We start from the raw sequence: 15927 nt of genomic DNA, 5'->3' as shown, positions 1-15927 counted from the left end.
TGTGGCATGTCTGTGTTGGTTTTGCGGTGTTTGCTGGCGGGCCCGCCTGGGTTTCATGCCCGGGACCTCCGGCTCCGCAGAACAGCGATATAAATGCCCATGTTACATCATTCCATGATAGAATGCAACATGTACTTCCATGTGATTATCCGCAATGGTATGTGCAGCTGATAATAATGCAACATCTTAAGCCTGCGAGTGACATATAAACCCAAAAATAGTACTAACTCAGATCATAATTCTTCCTATGTGGTAGCTCGGATTTAAATGTTGAAATAAGTCATTTATATCCTCTTTTGAAGGTAAATATGCTAAGTCACATAGGAGGAGTTTAAAGGAGTAACAATCACCAAGAGAGCTACTAAGCTCACTACCATTTACGAAACTGTATCAAAGCTTGCCAAAGCACACCAAAAAGGGAAAAAGCTCTTGAGTGAATTTAAGAGAACTTTTAGGAGAGTCATAATACTTAGAGTAAATCTCGCGGTATCTATAGGAGAAAATCGATAGAGCTGATCCTGCAGCGAATTCAATTTTTGCTAGGTTTCCAGGTTTTAATTACTTTAAAATCCCCCTTATGGCTACCGAATATGTACTGTCAAACGCCTACTAACATGCATGCTTTACTAACTTGTTACGATTCTCAGTATGCCTCTTTAGGATTCTTAAGTAAGTAGTTATGGTATTGTTTTTAACCATGGTATTCGTTTAAAGTCTTCATCTAATGTTGCTATGGTTGTTATATCGTGATGTTTGCATGTTATTGCTATCTGTGCATCGGTCGGCAAAAGCCTATAATTCATGATAGCTTCTCTAAGATCATCTACTGATTGATAATCCTTCAATATCTTTACATCCAGCTCCTCAAGAAGCTGGTGAATATTCTCCATTGGTTCTTTAAACGCATCTATTCCTCTCTCTGCAAAAAAACTTTCTAAACTTTTGATAGCTGACTATTCCGTACTTGCGTCTTGCATAAGCCCTGAATGTAACATGAACTAGCTCGTTGTAAACAATCACAGATATTACCGGCTCCACTAGCATATCGATAGCTTTCCTGGCTTTAGGAGTAAGCTCTGTCTCATAGAGAATGTTGTAGAAGATGTTTGTATCAATGAAGATCAAGGAGCGTATACCTCCTCCTCATACGCTCTTAACTCTCCGGCCGAGGCCTTGCCAAGCACCCCCACAAACCTATCTATATTGGGCTTCTTCTTTACGATCACAATAACCTCTTCTCCCTCTTCTAAATTTAAATCCTGCAACGGCTTAAGCACGCCCTTCTCATATCTAGCCCTAACAGTTATAGGCACTTTACACACCCAAGAATATAGAATATCTAATCCTAACACCTATTATTCATTCACCCAGCCAACCCGTTGCTCAATAAGCAAGTACACTGATATTAGTTCTATGTGGCGGGCCCGCCGGGATTTGAACCCGGGACCTCCGGCTCCGGAGGCCGGCGCTCTATCCTGGCTGAGCTACGGGCCCCCCTCACTAACACCTGGCCTATGGGAATTTTTATTGTCTCTCCTCTGGTTATTTCCATGATGGTGTCTTTTGTTGAAAAGCATCAAACTACCGTCTAAAAGGCCGTATTGTGAGTGTGGCAGGACTAAGAGTCCACCCTATTGTGATGGTAGCTGTAACGAGCTGGTGGAGAGCTAGGGTCTTCAGGTGACTTGGTGAATGCCGGTTTCAAGGTTGCTTTTTGCCTTGTTGCTGTTGCTCTCTATTTCGTTGGTTACTGCAGTCGCATTTACCGTGTTCTATAGCGATGGTAGTGTTCAAGCTGTGGTGTTTGCTGACAGGACTCTTCAGAAGCCTCTAGAGGAGATTCTATCTTCCTTCTCTCAGGAGCGGGGGGTTGAGGTGTCGTATGTTTATGGTAGTAGCGGTTTCGTCCTGGCCCAGCTGGAGCTGAGGGGAAGTGGAGATCTTTATGTAAGCGATGGCTGGGAGTTCGCCGTTAAAGGTTTGGAGGAGGGGTTGCTCGACGAGGATTACTTTGAGGTGGTTGGCTGTATAAGGCTTGCGCTGATCGTGGCTGAGGGAAACCCCCTGGGGGTGTCTAGCCTTAGGGACGCGCTTCTGAGGGATGATGTAGTTGTGGCTTTAGGCAACCCGGAGCATGTTACGGCTGGAGTTTTAGCGTGGGAGCTCTTGGAGGAGTTGGGGCTGGAGGAGACCGTTTTGAAGAAGGTTGGTGATGGAGGGGTTGTGCTTGTTGACAGTGCCTCCCAGGCCGCCTACTATGTTGTAATGGGCCTAGCGGACGCGGCTGTAACCTTTAACGTGTACACGAATTTGATGGGAGAAGGGGTTGACGAGGTTTATGACCCTGCGGTTGCATCTGTTAAAGCCCCTGTAGTAGTAGCCCTCCCTGTGAACAGGGGTCCCCTAGCTGAGGACCTCTTCAACTTTGTCCTGGGACATTCGTACGTGTTTGCCGACTACGGAGTAGAAGTGGGTGGCAGCTGTTGAGGGGGTACGGCATCCCCACCACCATAGCTGTTGCGATAGGTATCGCATCTTTAGCGATAGTCGCTTCACCCGTCCTCATGGCAACGCCGGAGGACCTAGCCCGCCTCTTCCTGGAAGAAAGGTTCAGAAGGTCCCTCGCGCTAAGCCTAGTCTCAAGCACTATAAGCTCTGTAATAGCAGTAGCCTTAGCCACAGCCCCCGCCTATGCTATGGCGAGGAGCGGTGGACGCCTTACGCGCCTCATATCCCAGTTGCACCTACTCCTCCTGAGCATACCGCCCGTGGGGCTCGGCACCGCAGCTCTGGTTCTGTTCACCCGCTATCCAATACTAGACAGCCTCTCCCAGTCCCTGGGCCTCTTTTTCAGCCCTGAGGCAGTTATACTTGCTCAGCTACTGGTCGTCACCCCTATAGCAGTCTCGATGTTGACGGGCGTGTTCTCAATGGTGCCAAGGGAGCTAGAGGAGGCCGCTGAGGCATACGGAGCCGGAAGGCTCGAGGTGCTAGCCCGTATAGTGCTCCCGCTTAGCCTCCCCGGCATACTGTCGGCATGGGCAGTTACTTTCTTCAGAGCCCTGGGAGAGTTCGGCGCCACACTGGTGCTTGCGGGGAACATACCGGGAAGAACGGAAACCCTCCCCCTAGCGCTCTACAACGCTATTAGCCTTGCAGACGTGGAAACAGCCTCGGCCATATACACTATAATCCTCGTGGTGGGCCTCCTAGCGCTCGCGGCACACACTCTACTCTACACCAGGCTGGCGCAGAGGACGCTATAGAATCTCCGGAGGTCCCAAGGGAATAGTTAACCCCTCTGAAGGGAGCTTTAGGGGATTTGGGTGACTCTACTATGGCCGGAATAGACCTCGAAGGCTTTCTAAAGGAGAAGAGCGAGATACTGAAGTCGTCGAGCGCCCACCTTCTGGGCGAGGCGAAATCCAACGTGATACAGGCTTACAAAAGAGCTGTGGAGAGGCTAGAAAGCATAAAGCGGGAGGGAGTGGAGAAGGCTGTAGAAACCCTCTCGAAATAAACACCCCCTCCCTACTATATACCTCTCCTTGCGAGGAGGGCAAGAGCGATAGCGAGAATCATGAAGAGAAGCCCTATAGCAGCGGAGATAAGGAACATCTTCTCGCTACTTCCAAACACGATAGGAATGGGGCCTATAACCACAACCCCCCCACCCTCCACCCTACCACCTCCCTGCACCGCAGAGGCGAAAACACCGAGGAAAACAAGCACCACCCCTAGAAATATAAGCAGAAACCCAGCGACGACAAGCCACCCCCAGTCAGCCACAGCACCCACCCCCACCAAAATAAACCCCTAGGTCAGATTATATTCTACATGGCCCGCCCCCGAGGAAGGGCTGGAGGGCGCCGCCGACCCTCCGCCCCCCCGGACACGGGGGCCCCGAAGGCGCCATGCGGGGGCCAGAAGAACCCGCCCCCAGGCCTCTGGCCGGGCCGGCGAGGGCCTGCAGGGTACAATGAACCCCGTCCCGCGGGGCTGGCGGAGGCGGGCGGCCAGCCGGAGGGCTGGCCGAAGCCGCCGTAACCGGGGCCACCCGGCGAGGCCCGGAAGGGAGCAGCCGACCCCGGCCGACCAGCGTTCGCGGGGGCTGCGGGGGGAGGAGCCCTGCAGGGAAACCCTCCGGCCGGCCCAGAGGCGTGGAGGGCGGGGGCTCGGGGGCGGGCCTGAATCGTAGCAGCCCCTGACGACGAACTTTACATAATCATAGAAAAGATTAATGATAGTGTCGGAAGGAAGCTGGAGTAGAGTATAGAGTGCAGCTGGTAAACTTTTAATTCCCCGGCAGGAGAATAAGTGAATAAATCTGGGTGCCGCGGTCGCCTAGCCTGGCCAGGGCGCCGGCCTGCTAAGCCGGTGGGGGAGACCCCGCGCGGGTTCAAATCCCGCCCGCGGCGCCACACGAGCTCCCGCCCCCCCTCACCCCGCTACTATCCCCGCTCTCGACGCAGGGCCTGTAGTACGGCCTCACGCCCCGTAGCTTATACTCGCGCATGACCTCAGCTATAGTGTCTAGACTTTGCTCTTCAATGTGTTTGATTATATCCGTTATTTTTCTTTACCTATCCTAATATCGTCTTTCACGGGGTTCGAGCCTCCATGTGTTTAAGTATGTTTCTGTTTTTATTTAGGAAGTCTAGAACGGTAGGATATTTAGCCGTTACTGTAATATTTCGGTTTCATCGTTTCTTGTCATCATGGGTCTGTATTTTTATTGTATCGCGGTTAATAGGGTGTGTGGCCGCTGTAGTAATTGGTGTAATTCAGGTGGGAACTAAGATAGCGGCTATCGCTATCGCGCTGATCTTCATTCTGCCTCTATTCCCTGTTTATACGGGGTCGGCAGCTGGGGCTAGTACGGTTGTGATAGCTAAGATTAACCCTGAAGAGTTTAACCCCCAGGCGGTGGAGGCTCTTCAGGGCAAGGTGATATATGTTGCTGATCTGGCCCCTGTCGCCATTATTAGCATACCAGGAAAGGCTGTAGGCCTACTCTCTAAACTACCGGGTGTTGTAAACGTTTCCGAAGACGGCGTGGTCTATGCCATGGCTAAGCCGCCGTGGGCAGGTGGCGGCAATAAGTCCCAGCCCGCCGAGGTGTTGCCCTGGGGTATAGACTATATTGACGCTGAGATGGTGTGGCCTGGAGGCGTTACTGGATGGGTTGATGTCAATGGTGATGGCGATGGTGAAATAGAGGTAGCCGTTATAGACACTGGCGTTGACAAGGACCATCCAGACCTCGCAGGAAACATTGTCTGGGGGATAGCTGTTTGGAACGGTAAAATATCCTCCAACTACCAGGACAGGAATGGCCATGGAACCCATGTTACAGGCACAGTGGCAGCAATAGACAACGACATAGGCGTCATAGGTGTAGCGCACAGCGTAGAGATCTACGCGGTAAAGGCCCTTGGAAACGGTGGGTACGGCAGCTGGAGCGATCTTGTTATAGCCATAGACCTGGCCGTTAAGGGTCCTGACGGCGTCATAGATGCCGATGGCGACGGCGTTGTAGCGGGGGATCCTGAGGACGACGCCCCCGAGGTCATATCAATGAGCTTGGGGGGAAGCAGCGCGCCCCAGGCGGTCCACGACATAATAAAGGCTGCATACGACCTGGGCATAACTATAGTGGCTGCCGCAGGTAACGATGGAGCCGCCAGCCCCTCATACCCAGCAGCCTACCCTGAGGTCATAGCGGTAGGAGCTATAGATGAGAATGGCAATGTACCGAGCTGGAGCAACATGAATCCGGAGGTCGCAGCGCCGGGCGTAAACATACTCAGCACCTACCCGGACGACACCTATGAAGAGCTAAGCGGGACAAGCATGGCGACGCCACACGTCTCAGGCACCGTCGCTCTGATACAGGCTGCCAGGCTAGCCAGCGGCCTCCCTCTACTCCCACCCGGGTCCGAGGGAGACACAACGGCTGACACAGTAAGGGGTGTACTACATATAACAGCTGCAGACGCAGGGGATCCCGGATACGATAGCCTCTACGGATACGGGATCGTGGACGCCTACGACGCGGTGCAGACGGCTGTATCAGGCTGAAGCCCGAGGAGGCAGATTAGAACAGGGTAGACAGGTCTTTTTATGTAGCCTACCCAAACCTACTCTTTTCCCCTTAAGTCTTTGAGGATTATATCCGGCCTGTCGGAGACAACCCCGTTTACCCCGAGTCCTCTAACCTTTTCCAACTGGTCTACAGTATTTACAGTCCACACTATAACCCCCAGGCCAGCCTCTCGAAGCGCTCTAACAACACCCTTCTCGGCGGCGAGGTCGAATCTAATGGCTACACCGTCGGCCCCCGCCTCTACTGCTGGACCAGTAACGTTGACTGGGAGTATGCTGTAGGTTGTGTATATCTCCGCGCCAGTCTGGTTCTTGAGCATCTTCAGATACCTGTGGTTCTCGCTGGTGTACACAGCCTTACCCGGCCAGCCTCTTACAACCTCTTCCACGAGCCTCTCGGGCTCTAGGCCGGCCGACTTGACATCTATAACCACCTTCTCAAAACCCATCTCCCACAGCTTCTCGAGCCACCTCTCCAGGGGCGTAGGCTTGTAAAGCGGGTCCCGGTAGAACAGCTTGTAGTCTATCCACCCCCAGAGGCGGCCCAGGGGGGTGGCCCTCCTTATCGAGGGTCTCCCGTGGAGGGCCATCGGCCTTCCCCGGCTGAGGCTCACATCAACCTCAACAGCCTTGACCCCAACAATGGAGTAGAACAGAGCTATCCTCCGGCTGTTAGCCCTATGGCCTATAACCTCCAAGCCACACCAGCCCTAGTCGGCACAGCCCAAACACTCACGTTTTCTCCCCCAGGGGTTAAAGACTACACTAGGGTGCATGGTTCTGTGTCCAGCCAGCTAGTGTGTGTGGACCTACTCTACACGGGGGAAGCTGTTCTGGAGGATGCATGTATCAGAGTCTCTGGGGGTAGGGTTGAGAGGGTATTCACTAGGGGCCTACGAGGCATATCCGGCCTCGACCTCAGGGGGAGGAGGAGCCTAGCAATACCCGGTGTTATAGATCTCCACGTCCACCTCAGGGGCCTCAGGCTATCGTACAAGGAGGATGAGGAGAGCGGCACAGCAGCTGCAGCCAGCGGATGCGTTACGCTGGTGGCCGACATGCCGAACACACAGCCGCCGCTGAGGACTACCGAGGCGTTGAGGGAAAAGCTATCCTCACTGAAGGCTAAGGCGCGGGTTGACTATACCGTGTACGCGGGGGTCCCGAGGAGCTATGGCGACGCCGTCGAGATGGCGTCAATGGGTATAGCGGGGTTCAAGATATACCCCGAGGACCTGGTGCATGCTGGGAGAGTCCAGGACGTGTTGGAAGCAGCAGAGGAGGCTGGCCTCCTGGTGGTGCTCCACCCCGAGGTGCCGGAGCTGTTTGCAGGCCCCGACTATGGCTGGCTGAGGCGGGTGTCGAGGCCGTGTCACGCCGAGTCGGCGGCCGTCGATCTCCTACAGCAGATAGCGAGGGCCTGCGGCTGCAGGCCTAGGATCCATATAACGCACGCCTCCTGTCCCGAGACGGTCGTTCTCTCGAAGAGGAGGGGGTTTACTGTTGACGCCACGCCCCACCACCTCTTCCTCTCGGAGGAGGAGGCGGGCGGCGGCCCCTCGGCTGGCTGGGCGAAGGTCAACCCGCCTCTTAGGGGCTTGAGGGAGAAGAGTCTTCTCGCCCAGCTTGTGGTCGAGGGTTTAGTTGATGCGGTGGCAAGCGACCACGCCCCCCACAGTCCCTGGGAGAAGTGGATCCACCCCGCCGCCGCCCCTCCAGGCTTCCCCTGGCTCGAGTGGTGGCCTGGATTTGTGGCTGCCAGGCTGCTAGGTTCCATGGGGATTGGCGGGTTAGCAAGGCTTGTATCCCAAGCTCCAGCGGGTATACTTGGTCTCGAGGGTAGGTGCCTCTGGGAGGGTTGTCCAGCCACGGCGTCTATACTCCAGCTTGAGAGGACTAGGGTTTACCATAAAGGCTATTCCAAGGCTCTCTATACGCCCGCCCTGGGTATGGAGAGCTTCGACTGTGCTGCAACCATGATAAGGGGTAGGATAGTCTATACAGCGTGGGATGGGATGCTGGGGGGAGTTTATGGTGTACTCGCTACCGGAGATATCCATTAGCGTCGCAGGGATAAGGCTAGAATGGCCGGTCGGAAACGCCAGCGGCGTCCTAGGATGGGAGCCAGCTGAGGCGAGGCTTGTTGAGGAGAGTGGAGGCGGGTTTTTCGTCGCCAAGAGCGTGACCTACAGGCCTCGGAAAGGGTATCCACAGCCCCGCCTTTACCCGGCGTCGGGGGGGATTGTCAACGCAGTAGGCCTGGCGAACCCTGGTTTTAGAGAGGCTGCACAGCTGCTGGCGGAGGCGGTGAAGAGGGTGTCGATACCGGTGATAGCAAGTATAGCTGCGGGAGGCCCGGAGGAGTGGGTTGAGATAGCATCCACCCTCGAGGACTCCGGCGTCGCCGCCGTCGAGCTCAACCTCAGCTGCCCCCACTTTGAGGGGGGCGGCCTCGAGCTAGGCCAGGACCCTGCTGCTGTGGCTCGGGTTGTATCCTCAGTCGCCTCAACCCTTAGAATACCGGTTATAGCTAAGCTTGGCTTCAGCGACAAGCTGGTTGAGGCTGCCTCTAAGGCTCTCGGATCGGGAGCCAGGGGCCTCACGCTTATAAATAGTGTGAGGGCCATGAAGATAGACATCTACTCGAAGAAGCCCGTCCTAGGTAATAGGGTAGGAGGCCTTTCGGGCAGGCCGATACACCCCATAGCTGTGAGGGCGGTGTATGAGGTCTATAGGGAGACTGGTGCAGATATATTCGCAGCTGGCGGTGTCGAGGGCTGGGAGGAGGCCGTGGAGTTCCACCTTGCAGGGGCTAAGGCTGTTCAGGTCGGCTCCGCCATTGTGGCGAGGGGGCCTCAGGTCCTCCGCCGCATTGTGGATGGTGTGAGGAGGTATCTCTGGATAGAGGGTTTTAGAAGTCTGGAGGAGATAGTTGGGTACGCCCATAGGTATTGAAGGGTCTATGCCAAGGGTAAAGTATATGCAGGTAACATAGCTTGTATACTGGGTGTTATCCGTGGGTAGCCCCCTTGACGATGTTATAGATGAGGTTTCGAGGGCTCTGGAGGACAGGGATTTCCAGGAGGGCTTGATGAGGAGCGGCCTGAACAACCAGAAGAAGGTGGCTGAGATACTCTCGAGAAATCCGGAGATACTTGAGGCTGCTAAAAGGGTTGCGGAGGTTAAGAGGGAGAGCGTTGGGCGCCTGGGAGAGCTTGTTGAGGAGGCTGTCGAGTCTCTGCGCAGGGTGGGGGCAAACCCCTACTACGCGGAGACTGCTGAGGATGCGAGGGAGATCGTGGGTAAGATTGTGGGTAGAGGCTCCATCGTGGTCATGTCTAAGAGCATGGCGGCTGAGGAGATTGGCCTGAGGGAGTACCTCGAGTCCCTGGGAAGCGAGGTTTGGGAAACGGATCTCGGCCAGCTCCTGGTTATGCTTGAAGGTGTCAAGCCCATGCACAATGTAGCCCCCGCTGTGCACATGACGAGGGAGAGGGCCGCTAGGATAATAAGGGATAAGCTGGGCATAGAAGTTGACCCAAGCGACGTAGAGGGCATGGTGGCCGCGGTCAGACAGTTTTTAAGGGAGAAATTCTTCAAAGCCAGAGTAGGGATAACCGGGGCCAACTCGCTGTCTGCAGAGACAGGCACAATAGTGCTGGTCGAGAACGAGGGCAACATCCGCTTGGTATCCTCCCTCCCCCCCGTCCACGTGGCCCTGGTGCCTATAGACAAGATAGTGCCCACGGTCTGGGACGCCGTTAACGTGGCCCTGGTGCAGGCTGCGTTCGCTGGCTTCTGGATGCCGGTCTATATATCTCTCATAACAGGTCCATCCGCCACCGGGGATATAGAGCAGATAAAGGTGCTGGGGGCCCACGGCCCCAGGGAGGTCCACGTGGTCCTCCTCGACAATGGCAGGATGAAGGCTGCTAGCCACCCTTTCTAGTAGAGCAGCTGAGGTGTATAAGATGTGGTAGATGCAGCTTCGAGTGCCCCGTCTTCCTCCACACGGCAAACCTGTGGGGCGGCCCGGCGTACGGCGGGCCGATGGGGATGGGCTGGACAGCTATAACGCTTGGCGAGGACCTTGCGGGAGAGATAAGCTACCTATGCCTTGGCTGCGGTAGGTGTGACGAGGTTTGCCCCGTCGAGATACCCCTATCGAGCATTATAGCCGGTCTGAAGGCTCGCGCTGCATCCAGAGTTGAGAAGGGTTAAAAGCCTATTTAGCCTCGTCGCCAACACTCTCTTAACCAGCCCGGGCTTTGGGGGAGGGTGTCTACAGTATGTACTATGAATACGTAGTTGAAGAGTGGATAGGCATGGAGCCGGCTAGCATCTACTCATCAGAGGACCTTGACAAGGCGGCGCTGGAGCACCTGAGGAGGCTGGAGGGTAGGATTGACGAGGAGATGGGCGTTATAGTAGCTGTTCTCGACGCCAAGATTGTGGGGGACGGTGTGATACCCCCCGTGGGCGGGGACCCCTCGATCTACTATCCCGTCAGGTATAGGGTACTGGCGTTCAAACCCGTCCAGCTAGAGGTAGTTAGGGGGGTGGTAACAAGGGCGGACGACTTCGGCCTGGTGGTGAACCTAGGCCCCCTCGACGGCAAGGTTCACAGAAGCCAGATTATGGATGAGGGTGTGGAGCTCCTGCCGGACAGGTCAGGCTTCGTGGGGCTCGCCAGCAAGAGGGAGATTAGAGTTGGTGATGTGGTTAGGGCTAGGGTTGTACACGTGTCTAAGCCCAGCAGGACCGCCCAGATAATAGGTATAGGCCTTACAATGAGGCAGCCCTACCTCGGCAAGGAGGAGTGGCTGGCGGCTGAAGCGAAGAGGGGGTGAAGACGATTGGCCAGGAGGACCTCGCTCATAGCGTGTAAGAACTGCGGCGCGCTGGTTCCGAGGGGCACGAAAGTCTGTCCAGAATGCGGGTCCACCCAGTTCACCGAGAACTGGAGCGGAATGCTGGTTGTGGTAGACCCGGAGAATTCTGTCATAGCCAGGGAGCTGGGGATAGACAAGCCCGTCAGGAAGGCTATACTTATAGGGAAGAAGGTAATGATATAGAGATGACTACCAAACACCTCCTACCCGTCCTAAGCCTCCCCGAGGACCTCAGAGAGTCTCTGGCTTCAGCAGCCGGACCTGTATATAGTGGAGAGAGGTTTGTGGACGAGATCGCGGCAACACCCTGCGGAGGGGTGGCCTGTATAGGCGATTTCGTGTCGCAAATCTGCCTCTCAGCACTATCTAGGAGGCCGGACACACCTCTCCTCCTCGTTCTAGACGGCAAGACGAGGAGGGAGAGCGGGGTGGCCACAGGCGTTCCAGAAGGATTCAAGCTCTATCAGGCTAGAAGCCCTCCAGGGCATCTCTCGCTTGAGGTGTACTCGCTGGTATGTAGCGCTATAGAGGGGGGTGGGAGGAGCGCCGTGGTTGTTGAGGGCGAGGAGGACCTAGCCGCCCTCGCCGCTCTAGACTGTGGTAGTGGTTGGACGATAGTCTACGGTCTACCGGGCGTCGGAGGTGTCGTTGTCCATAACTGCCTGAGGAAACCTGGAGTGGGGAGCTCCGGTATTATAGCCTTTAAACCCGGGGTAGTAAGGCTCAAAGCATGAGGAGTTCAGGGTTAAGGCTTATTCGTTACTTTCCCAGACTTCACACTATAAATACTACAATGATGCCTTGTGGGATTATGGTGCATAGACCCTTGTCAACCCCCAGGATAGCCCTTATACTTGCAGGCGGTAAGGGGAGGAGATTCAGGCCATATACAGACCTCATACCCAAACCCATGATACCTCTAGGCCGGTCAGAGAAGCCTCTACTCGAGTATGTGGTTAAAATGCTCTCCCTCCAGGGCGTCGAGAACATAGTCCTACTCGTCGGCTACAAGTGGCGCTACATCTACAACTACTTCGGTAGGGGCGAGAAGCTGGGTGTTAAGATAGACTATAGTATAGACGATGAAAAGTACAGTGGGACCGGAGGGAGCGTTCTCAAAGCCCTAGAGAACGGTAAGGTCGCGGAGGACGACTTTCTTGTATGGTATGGAGACATTATAGCAGAGGTCAGCCTAGACTCTATGTACAAGCTACATAAGAGCCTAAGCGCCTCGGCCACCCTAGCCGTTGCAGAGAAGTACCAGGTCCCCGTGGGTGTCGTTAGGACAGGGGGAGCCGGTGTTATAGAGAGTGTGGAGGAAAAACCGTGGATAGACGTCAACGTCTTCATAGGGATAGCAGTTTTCAGCAAGTCCTCCTTCATGGAGACGGCAAAACACCTGGGAACTAGCTTCGATATAATGGGAGACATGATGCCCATACTCGTTAGAAGGGCCAGAGCAGTAGCCTACATCCACAACGGCCCCTGGTTTGACGTAGGCAGTCTGGAGAGGTATGAGAAGCTGAGGGAGGACGTCATATCGAGGCTCGAGCAGAAGCTATTCCCCGAGAACACATAAAACCAGGCTGGAACGCACAAACCCCCCAGCCATGGCCTCAAGTCTCTCCTACGGCTGGTGGTTGACGTCCTCAAGGGGTGTTACCGTTCGGCTCTGCGTCAACTATGAAAGAGGGGTAGAACCTTCTCTAGGGCCTCGGGGTCGTAGTGTAGGTTTACCAATGTGAAGTAGAGTAGAGCGTCGCGCAGGCTTATACCCGTCCTTCTACACACCTCCTCTATATGCCTCCTTCTAACAGGCGGCTCACCCCTGGGCAGGCCTTCTGGGCAGTTCCCTGTGGATGCTGCCACTGCATACACGGGGCTCACCCCAAGGACCCTCTTCACAAGGCTCCCCAGATCCTCTACCGGCTTCAGCCTAGCTCTGGCCCTGAGCGCATTATCGCCCAGGATGAGGGCGCAGTCGCTGTGTGAGAGTAGGCATTCGAGGGTGACGCAGCTTCTCTCAGCATGGACTATGTCCCAGCCAGCCTCCATTCTCTCCCTAACCTTTAATAGATAGGTGAGAGAGGTCCTTGACTCGCCTGAAACCGCTATACCCCTACATTCACCGAGGCTTCTAGCTGTCCTGGAGTAGATTGCGACGCTCATTGTGGCCGAGAGGCTCCACACCATGGGTCCGGGGCATATTTTGACGTCCTGGGCTAGTGCAAGTGGTATGAGGGCGGACCTTACCCTACCTTCAATGAGGGCTTTGTAAGCCTCGGGGGGCTGTAGCTCAATAACCCTGAGACCTCTGGAGAGGACCTCGTCCAGGAGGGGGAGGGCGTAGGAGTGGCTTGGAAGCGCAATGTCATAGACCATAAAACCAGCCTTCCCTCCCCAGTGTACACTACCCTGTAGCCGTGGGGTGCTCTAGCCCTGCATCCACGGGAGCCTTGGCGGCTCGGCCCTCGGGGGATAGTAGTTGTAGAAGGTGTCCCTCTCCATAGGCGTCCACCCCGCCGTGGCAATGTTGAATGCTAGCCTCTCGGGGCTCATGCCCTTCCTCTTCTTCAGGCTGCTTGCCGCGCTTATCACGCTCTCGTTATAGAAGGTGCCTCCGATGTCGTTGGCTCCATGGGATAGGGCTGCCTGGGCGAGCTTCTCCCCCATGCTCACCCAGTAAGCCATTATATTGTCTATAGCGCCGAGGAGGGCGAGCCTGCTGGCGGCCACGATCCTGAGATCGTACAAACCGCCCCTATCACCCCTCCTGACGTACTCTGGGTGCCTCGAGAGAGGCGTCTTGCCGGGGTTGAACCTTATTGGTATGAAGCTTATGAAGCCCCCAGTCTCCTCCTGGAGGCTGCGGATCCTGTCGAGATGCTCGGCTATGTGCCGAGGCTCCTCTATATGGGCGTAGAGCAGCGTTATATTGCTCCTTATACCCATACTGTGGGCTAGCCTATGTATCTCCAGGTACTCATCGCTAGATATCTTCAGGGGCGCTATCCTCCTCCTAACCTCCTCGCTGAGGACCTCAGCCCCTCCACCCGGGAGCGCGTCGAGACCCGCCTCCCGGAACCTGGAGAGGACTTCCCTAGGCGAGTTGCCCGTGGCCTTGGCTATGAAGCCAATCTCCTCCGCCGTGAACGCCTTTAGGATCACCCCAGGCGCCTCCCTCTTTATCGCCCTTATAGCCTCCTCATAATAATCCAGCGGGAGCTCGGGATCGTTGCCGCCAACCATGTGCACCTCCCTAACCCCCAGCCTCTTCCGGGCCAGCCCAGCCACGCGGCCCAGATGCTCGGGCTGGTGGGTGTAGCCGCTGCTCCTCCTCTCCGGTGGCACGTAGAAATCGCAGAAAGTGCACCTCGTCACACACACGTTGGTGTAGGCTAGGTATATGTTTACTATATAGCTGCCCACACCCTTCTTGACAATCCTCGCATAGTAGTCTGCCGCAGCAGCCAGGGGGTGGAGGGGTGTCTCAGATATAAGCCTCTCTATATCATGCCTGGATAGCCGGTCTCCATAAACAGCCCTCTCGAGACTCCTGTCCCCATAGACACCGACCATCCTCTCCAGCCACCTAGGAGGCCTGAGCTCCACGATGCCACACACCCCACACGCCTTCACACGTTTTTAGGCACGGGTTTGTACCAGTTGTCCCTCTCCACAGGCTCATATCCAGCCTCAGCGATAAGCCTCTCAATGCTCCTCCTAACGAGCTTCGGCAACGGCACTCCTGCCTCCGGGAGGACCTTCTCCCCGTACAGCGTACCCCCCCAGTCGTTCGCACCGTACTCCAGCGTGGCCTGGCCGAGCTTCACACCGGCCGTCAGCCACCCGGCCTGGATCCACTTTATCTCCCCCCTGAAGACTATCCTGGCTATCGCCACGGTCTTCAGGAGCTCGGTTCCGCCGGCGGGATGGGGTATCTTCTTCCCGAGCACGTTGTTCTCGGGCTCGAAGTTCCAGGCTATGAAGGCCATTATCCTCCCCCTCCTCCTCTGCAGCTCCAGGAGCTTTAGCAGGTGCTCAGCCCTCTCCTCGAGGGTCTCCACGTGTCCGTACACCATTGTCGCGCTTATGGGCAGCCCCTTCTCCATTATAGTCTCCATAGTACTGATCCACGTGTCGGCGCTGCTCTTAAGAGGGCTTATGACCCGCCTTACCCTATCACTCAGTATCTCCGCACCCGCTCCGGGGACGCTATCCATCCCCGCATTCTTAAGCCTCTCAACAACCTCTCCGACACTCATCCTGCTGATCCTGGAGAGCCACTCTATCTCCACAACGCTGAGCCCGTGGATAGCCACCTCCCCCCTAGTAGCTGTTTTGATCGTTTTGAAGGCCTCCTCATAGTATTCTAGTGGTATGGCCGGGTCGACACCGCCCTGGAAGAGGACCTGCCTGATCTTATACCTCCTCCACGCGTCTATCACCTGGGATGCAGCTTCCCTCGCCTCCAGCTTGTAGGCCTCCGGATGACCGGACTTCCTGTAGAAGCTACAGAAGGTACAGCCCACGACACATATATTAGTATAGTTCATGATCATGTTGACAATGTAGCCAACCCTCCTGCCCGTCAGAAGGTCTGTCACTCTCCGGGCTACGGCGCCCAGGAGAGGGGTGGGGGCCTTGTAAAGCTCGACTATATCCCTGGCAGAGGCTCTCCCTTCGAGAGCGTTGAAGAGAGCATCGCCTAGGCCAAGCTCATCCGCACTCTTCAGAATATTCTCTAACACTTTGTCCTCAGCAATGCCAGCGAGCATCGACAACCTAAGAGACGCACCCGCGTGAGAAATGTTCCCCCCGAGGAATATTAGCTTAAAATTAGATTTCGGAAACCCCTATGCCGCCCCGGGGAGGTGTACTGTAGCTGTAGTTATACACCCTACCCGCCACCGGGTGGTGGTGGGGTGTA

Annotated in this window: 20 protein-coding genes and 2 tRNA genes; 13 read left to right on the top strand and 9 right to left on the bottom strand. The window is 55.6% G+C overall.

What is annotated here, in order from left to right:
- Positions 1–677: 677 nt before the first annotated feature.
- From ACAM_RS08480 to ACAM_RS01045, 4 genes are all read right to left on the bottom strand, one after another.
- On the bottom strand, positions 678–890 hold the full coding sequence (locus tag ACAM_RS08480) for a PIN domain-containing protein (protein ID WP_022540958.1): 213 nt from the start codon (positions 888–890) through the stop codon (positions 678–680).
- 7 nt (positions 891–897) lie between these two features.
- Complete coding sequence (locus tag ACAM_RS08535; RefSeq protein ID WP_022540957.1) at positions 898–1125, bottom strand: PIN domain-containing protein; 228 nt, start codon at positions 1123–1125, stop codon at positions 898–900.
- Positions 1122–1313, bottom strand: coding sequence for an antitoxin family protein (locus ACAM_RS01050; protein ID WP_022540956.1), 192 nt, complete (start codon positions 1311–1313; stop codon positions 1122–1124). The genes ACAM_RS08535 and ACAM_RS01050 overlap by 4 nt, the downstream gene beginning before the upstream one ends.
- A gap of 103 nt (positions 1314–1416) precedes the next feature.
- Positions 1417–1494: transfer RNA gene (locus ACAM_RS01045), tRNA-Arg, on the bottom strand.
- A 225-nt stretch (positions 1495–1719) separates the two neighbouring features.
- Between ACAM_RS01045 and modA the strand changes: the two genes are divergently transcribed.
- From modA to ACAM_RS01030, 3 genes are all read left to right on the top strand, one after another.
- Positions 1720–2487: a molybdate ABC transporter substrate-binding protein gene (gene modA, locus ACAM_RS01040; RefSeq protein WP_158318572.1), complete on the top strand. Its 768-nt coding sequence runs from the start codon at positions 1720–1722 to the stop codon at positions 2485–2487.
- Positions 2484–3266: a molybdate ABC transporter permease subunit gene (locus tag ACAM_RS01035; RefSeq protein ID WP_022540954.1), complete on the top strand. Its 783-nt coding sequence runs from the start codon at positions 2484–2486 to the stop codon at positions 3264–3266. Before modA ends, ACAM_RS01035 begins: the two co-directional genes overlap by 4 nt.
- Before the next feature lie 71 nt (positions 3267–3337).
- Positions 3338–3520, top strand: coding sequence for a hypothetical protein (locus ACAM_RS01030; protein WP_062661532.1), 183 nt, complete (start codon positions 3338–3340; stop codon positions 3518–3520).
- A gap of 14 nt (positions 3521–3534) precedes the next feature.
- Here the strand turns inward: ACAM_RS01030 and ACAM_RS01025 are convergent, their stop codons facing one another.
- A complete protein-coding gene (locus ACAM_RS01025) occupies positions 3535–3789 on the bottom strand; it encodes a TIGR00304 family membrane protein (RefSeq protein WP_022540952.1) in 255 nt (84 codons plus the stop codon).
- Between the two features lie 544 nt (positions 3790–4333).
- Here ACAM_RS01025 and ACAM_RS01015 point away from each other — a divergent pair.
- Both ACAM_RS01015 and ACAM_RS01010 read left to right on the top strand, forming a co-directional pair.
- A tRNA-Ser gene (locus ACAM_RS01015) sits at positions 4334–4421 on the top strand.
- 367 nt (positions 4422–4788) lie between these two features.
- Positions 4789–6081, top strand: a complete 1293-nt coding sequence (locus tag ACAM_RS01010; protein ID WP_062662000.1) for a S8 family peptidase — start codon at positions 4789–4791, stop codon at positions 6079–6081.
- A gap of 59 nt (positions 6082–6140) precedes the next feature.
- On the opposite strand, the gene ACAM_RS01005 is transcribed toward ACAM_RS01010, so the two are convergent.
- A complete protein-coding gene (locus tag ACAM_RS01005; RefSeq protein WP_022540950.1) occupies positions 6141–6803 on the bottom strand; it encodes a glycerophosphodiester phosphodiesterase in 663 nt (220 codons plus the stop codon).
- Positions 6804–6887: 84 nt separating this feature from the next.
- On the opposite strand from ACAM_RS01005, the gene pyrC reads away from it, so the two are divergent.
- The 8 genes from pyrC (at position 6888) to ACAM_RS00970 (ending at position 12576) form a co-directional block, all read left to right on the top strand.
- Positions 6888–8168, top strand: a complete 1281-nt coding sequence (gene pyrC, locus ACAM_RS01000; RefSeq protein WP_022540949.1) for a dihydroorotase — start codon at positions 6888–6890, stop codon at positions 8166–8168.
- On the top strand, positions 8140–9060 hold the full coding sequence (locus tag ACAM_RS00995; RefSeq protein ID WP_148706317.1) for a dihydroorotate dehydrogenase: 921 nt from the start codon (positions 8140–8142) through the stop codon (positions 9058–9060). Before pyrC ends, ACAM_RS00995 begins: the two co-directional genes overlap by 29 nt.
- 61 nt (positions 9061–9121) lie before the next feature.
- Positions 9122–10054 carry an LUD domain-containing protein gene (locus tag ACAM_RS00990; protein ID WP_022540947.1) on the top strand — a complete coding sequence of 311 codons (933 nt, stop codon included), beginning with the start codon at positions 9122–9124 and terminating at the stop codon, positions 10052–10054.
- Positions 10055–10062: 8 nt separating this feature from the next.
- Positions 10063–10326 (top strand): 4Fe-4S dicluster domain-containing protein, encoded by a 264-nt coding sequence (locus ACAM_RS08410; protein WP_198407785.1) that lies wholly within the window; start codon positions 10063–10065, stop codon positions 10324–10326.
- 68 nt (positions 10327–10394) lie between these two features.
- On the top strand, positions 10395–10955 hold the full coding sequence (locus ACAM_RS00985) for a DNA-directed RNA polymerase (protein ID WP_022540945.1): 561 nt from the start codon (positions 10395–10397) through the stop codon (positions 10953–10955).
- Positions 10956–10961: 6 nt separating this feature from the next.
- Positions 10962–11180 carry a transcription elongation factor subunit Spt4 gene (gene spt4, locus ACAM_RS00980; RefSeq protein WP_022540944.1) on the top strand — a complete coding sequence of 73 codons (219 nt, stop codon included), beginning with the start codon at positions 10962–10964 and terminating at the stop codon, positions 11178–11180.
- A gap of 2 nt (positions 11181–11182) precedes the next feature.
- Positions 11183–11731 (top strand): DUF359 domain-containing protein, encoded by a 549-nt coding sequence (locus ACAM_RS00975; protein ID WP_022540943.1) that lies wholly within the window; start codon positions 11183–11185, stop codon positions 11729–11731.
- A 92-nt stretch (positions 11732–11823) separates the two neighbouring features.
- Positions 11824–12576, top strand: coding sequence for a nucleotidyltransferase family protein (locus ACAM_RS00970; RefSeq protein ID WP_022540942.1), 753 nt, complete (start codon positions 11824–11826; stop codon positions 12574–12576).
- 98 nt (positions 12577–12674) lie between these two features.
- On the opposite strand, the gene ACAM_RS00965 is transcribed toward ACAM_RS00970, so the two are convergent.
- From ACAM_RS00965 to ACAM_RS00955, 3 genes are read right to left on the bottom strand one after another with little or no spacing between them, the layout of a single operon-like run.
- The gene (locus tag ACAM_RS00965; protein WP_022540941.1) at positions 12675–13379 is read right to left on the bottom strand and encodes an MqnA/MqnD/SBP family protein; all 705 of its coding nucleotides are present in this window, start codon (positions 13377–13379) and stop codon (positions 12675–12677) included.
- A gap of 51 nt (positions 13380–13430) precedes the next feature.
- Positions 13431–14609, bottom strand: coding sequence for a radical SAM protein (locus tag ACAM_RS00960; protein WP_022540940.1), 1179 nt, complete (start codon positions 14607–14609; stop codon positions 13431–13433).
- Between the two features lie 23 nt (positions 14610–14632).
- Positions 14633–15775: a CofH family radical SAM protein gene (locus ACAM_RS00955; RefSeq protein ID WP_232502357.1), complete on the bottom strand. Its 1143-nt coding sequence runs from the start codon at positions 15773–15775 to the stop codon at positions 14633–14635.
- Between the last annotated feature and the right edge of the window lie 152 nt (positions 15776–15927).

The sequence above is a fragment of the Aeropyrum camini SY1 = JCM 12091 genome (assembly GCF_000591035.1).
GTDB classification, from domain to species: domain Archaea; phylum Thermoproteota; class Thermoprotei_A; order Sulfolobales; family Acidilobaceae; genus Aeropyrum; species Aeropyrum camini.
The sequence above is the reverse complement of the archived record's forward strand: the minus strand, read 5'-3'. Positions and strand labels throughout refer to the sequence as shown.

Excerpts from the sequence above, each read along its gene's own strand:
- ACAM_RS00965 (WP_022540941.1), bottom strand. The coding sequence starts at position 13,379 with ATGGTCTATGACATTGCGCTTCCAAGCCACTCCTACGCCCTCCCCCTC.
- ACAM_RS00975 (WP_022540943.1), top strand. The coding sequence starts at position 11,183 with ATGACTACCAAACACCTCCTACCCGTCCTAAGCCTCCCCGAGGACCTC.
- ACAM_RS08480 (WP_022540958.1), bottom strand. The coding sequence starts at position 890 with ATGGAGAATATTCACCAGCTTCTTGAGGAGCTGGATGTAAAGATATTG.
- ACAM_RS00985 (WP_022540945.1), top strand. The coding sequence starts at position 10,395 with ATGTACTATGAATACGTAGTTGAAGAGTGGATAGGCATGGAGCCGGCT.
- ACAM_RS01030 (WP_062661532.1), top strand. The coding sequence starts at position 3,338 with ATGGCCGGAATAGACCTCGAAGGCTTTCTAAAGGAGAAGAGCGAGATA.
- ACAM_RS00955 (WP_232502357.1), bottom strand. The coding sequence starts at position 15,775 with ATGCTCGCTGGCATTGCTGAGGACAAAGTGTTAGAGAATATTCTGAAG.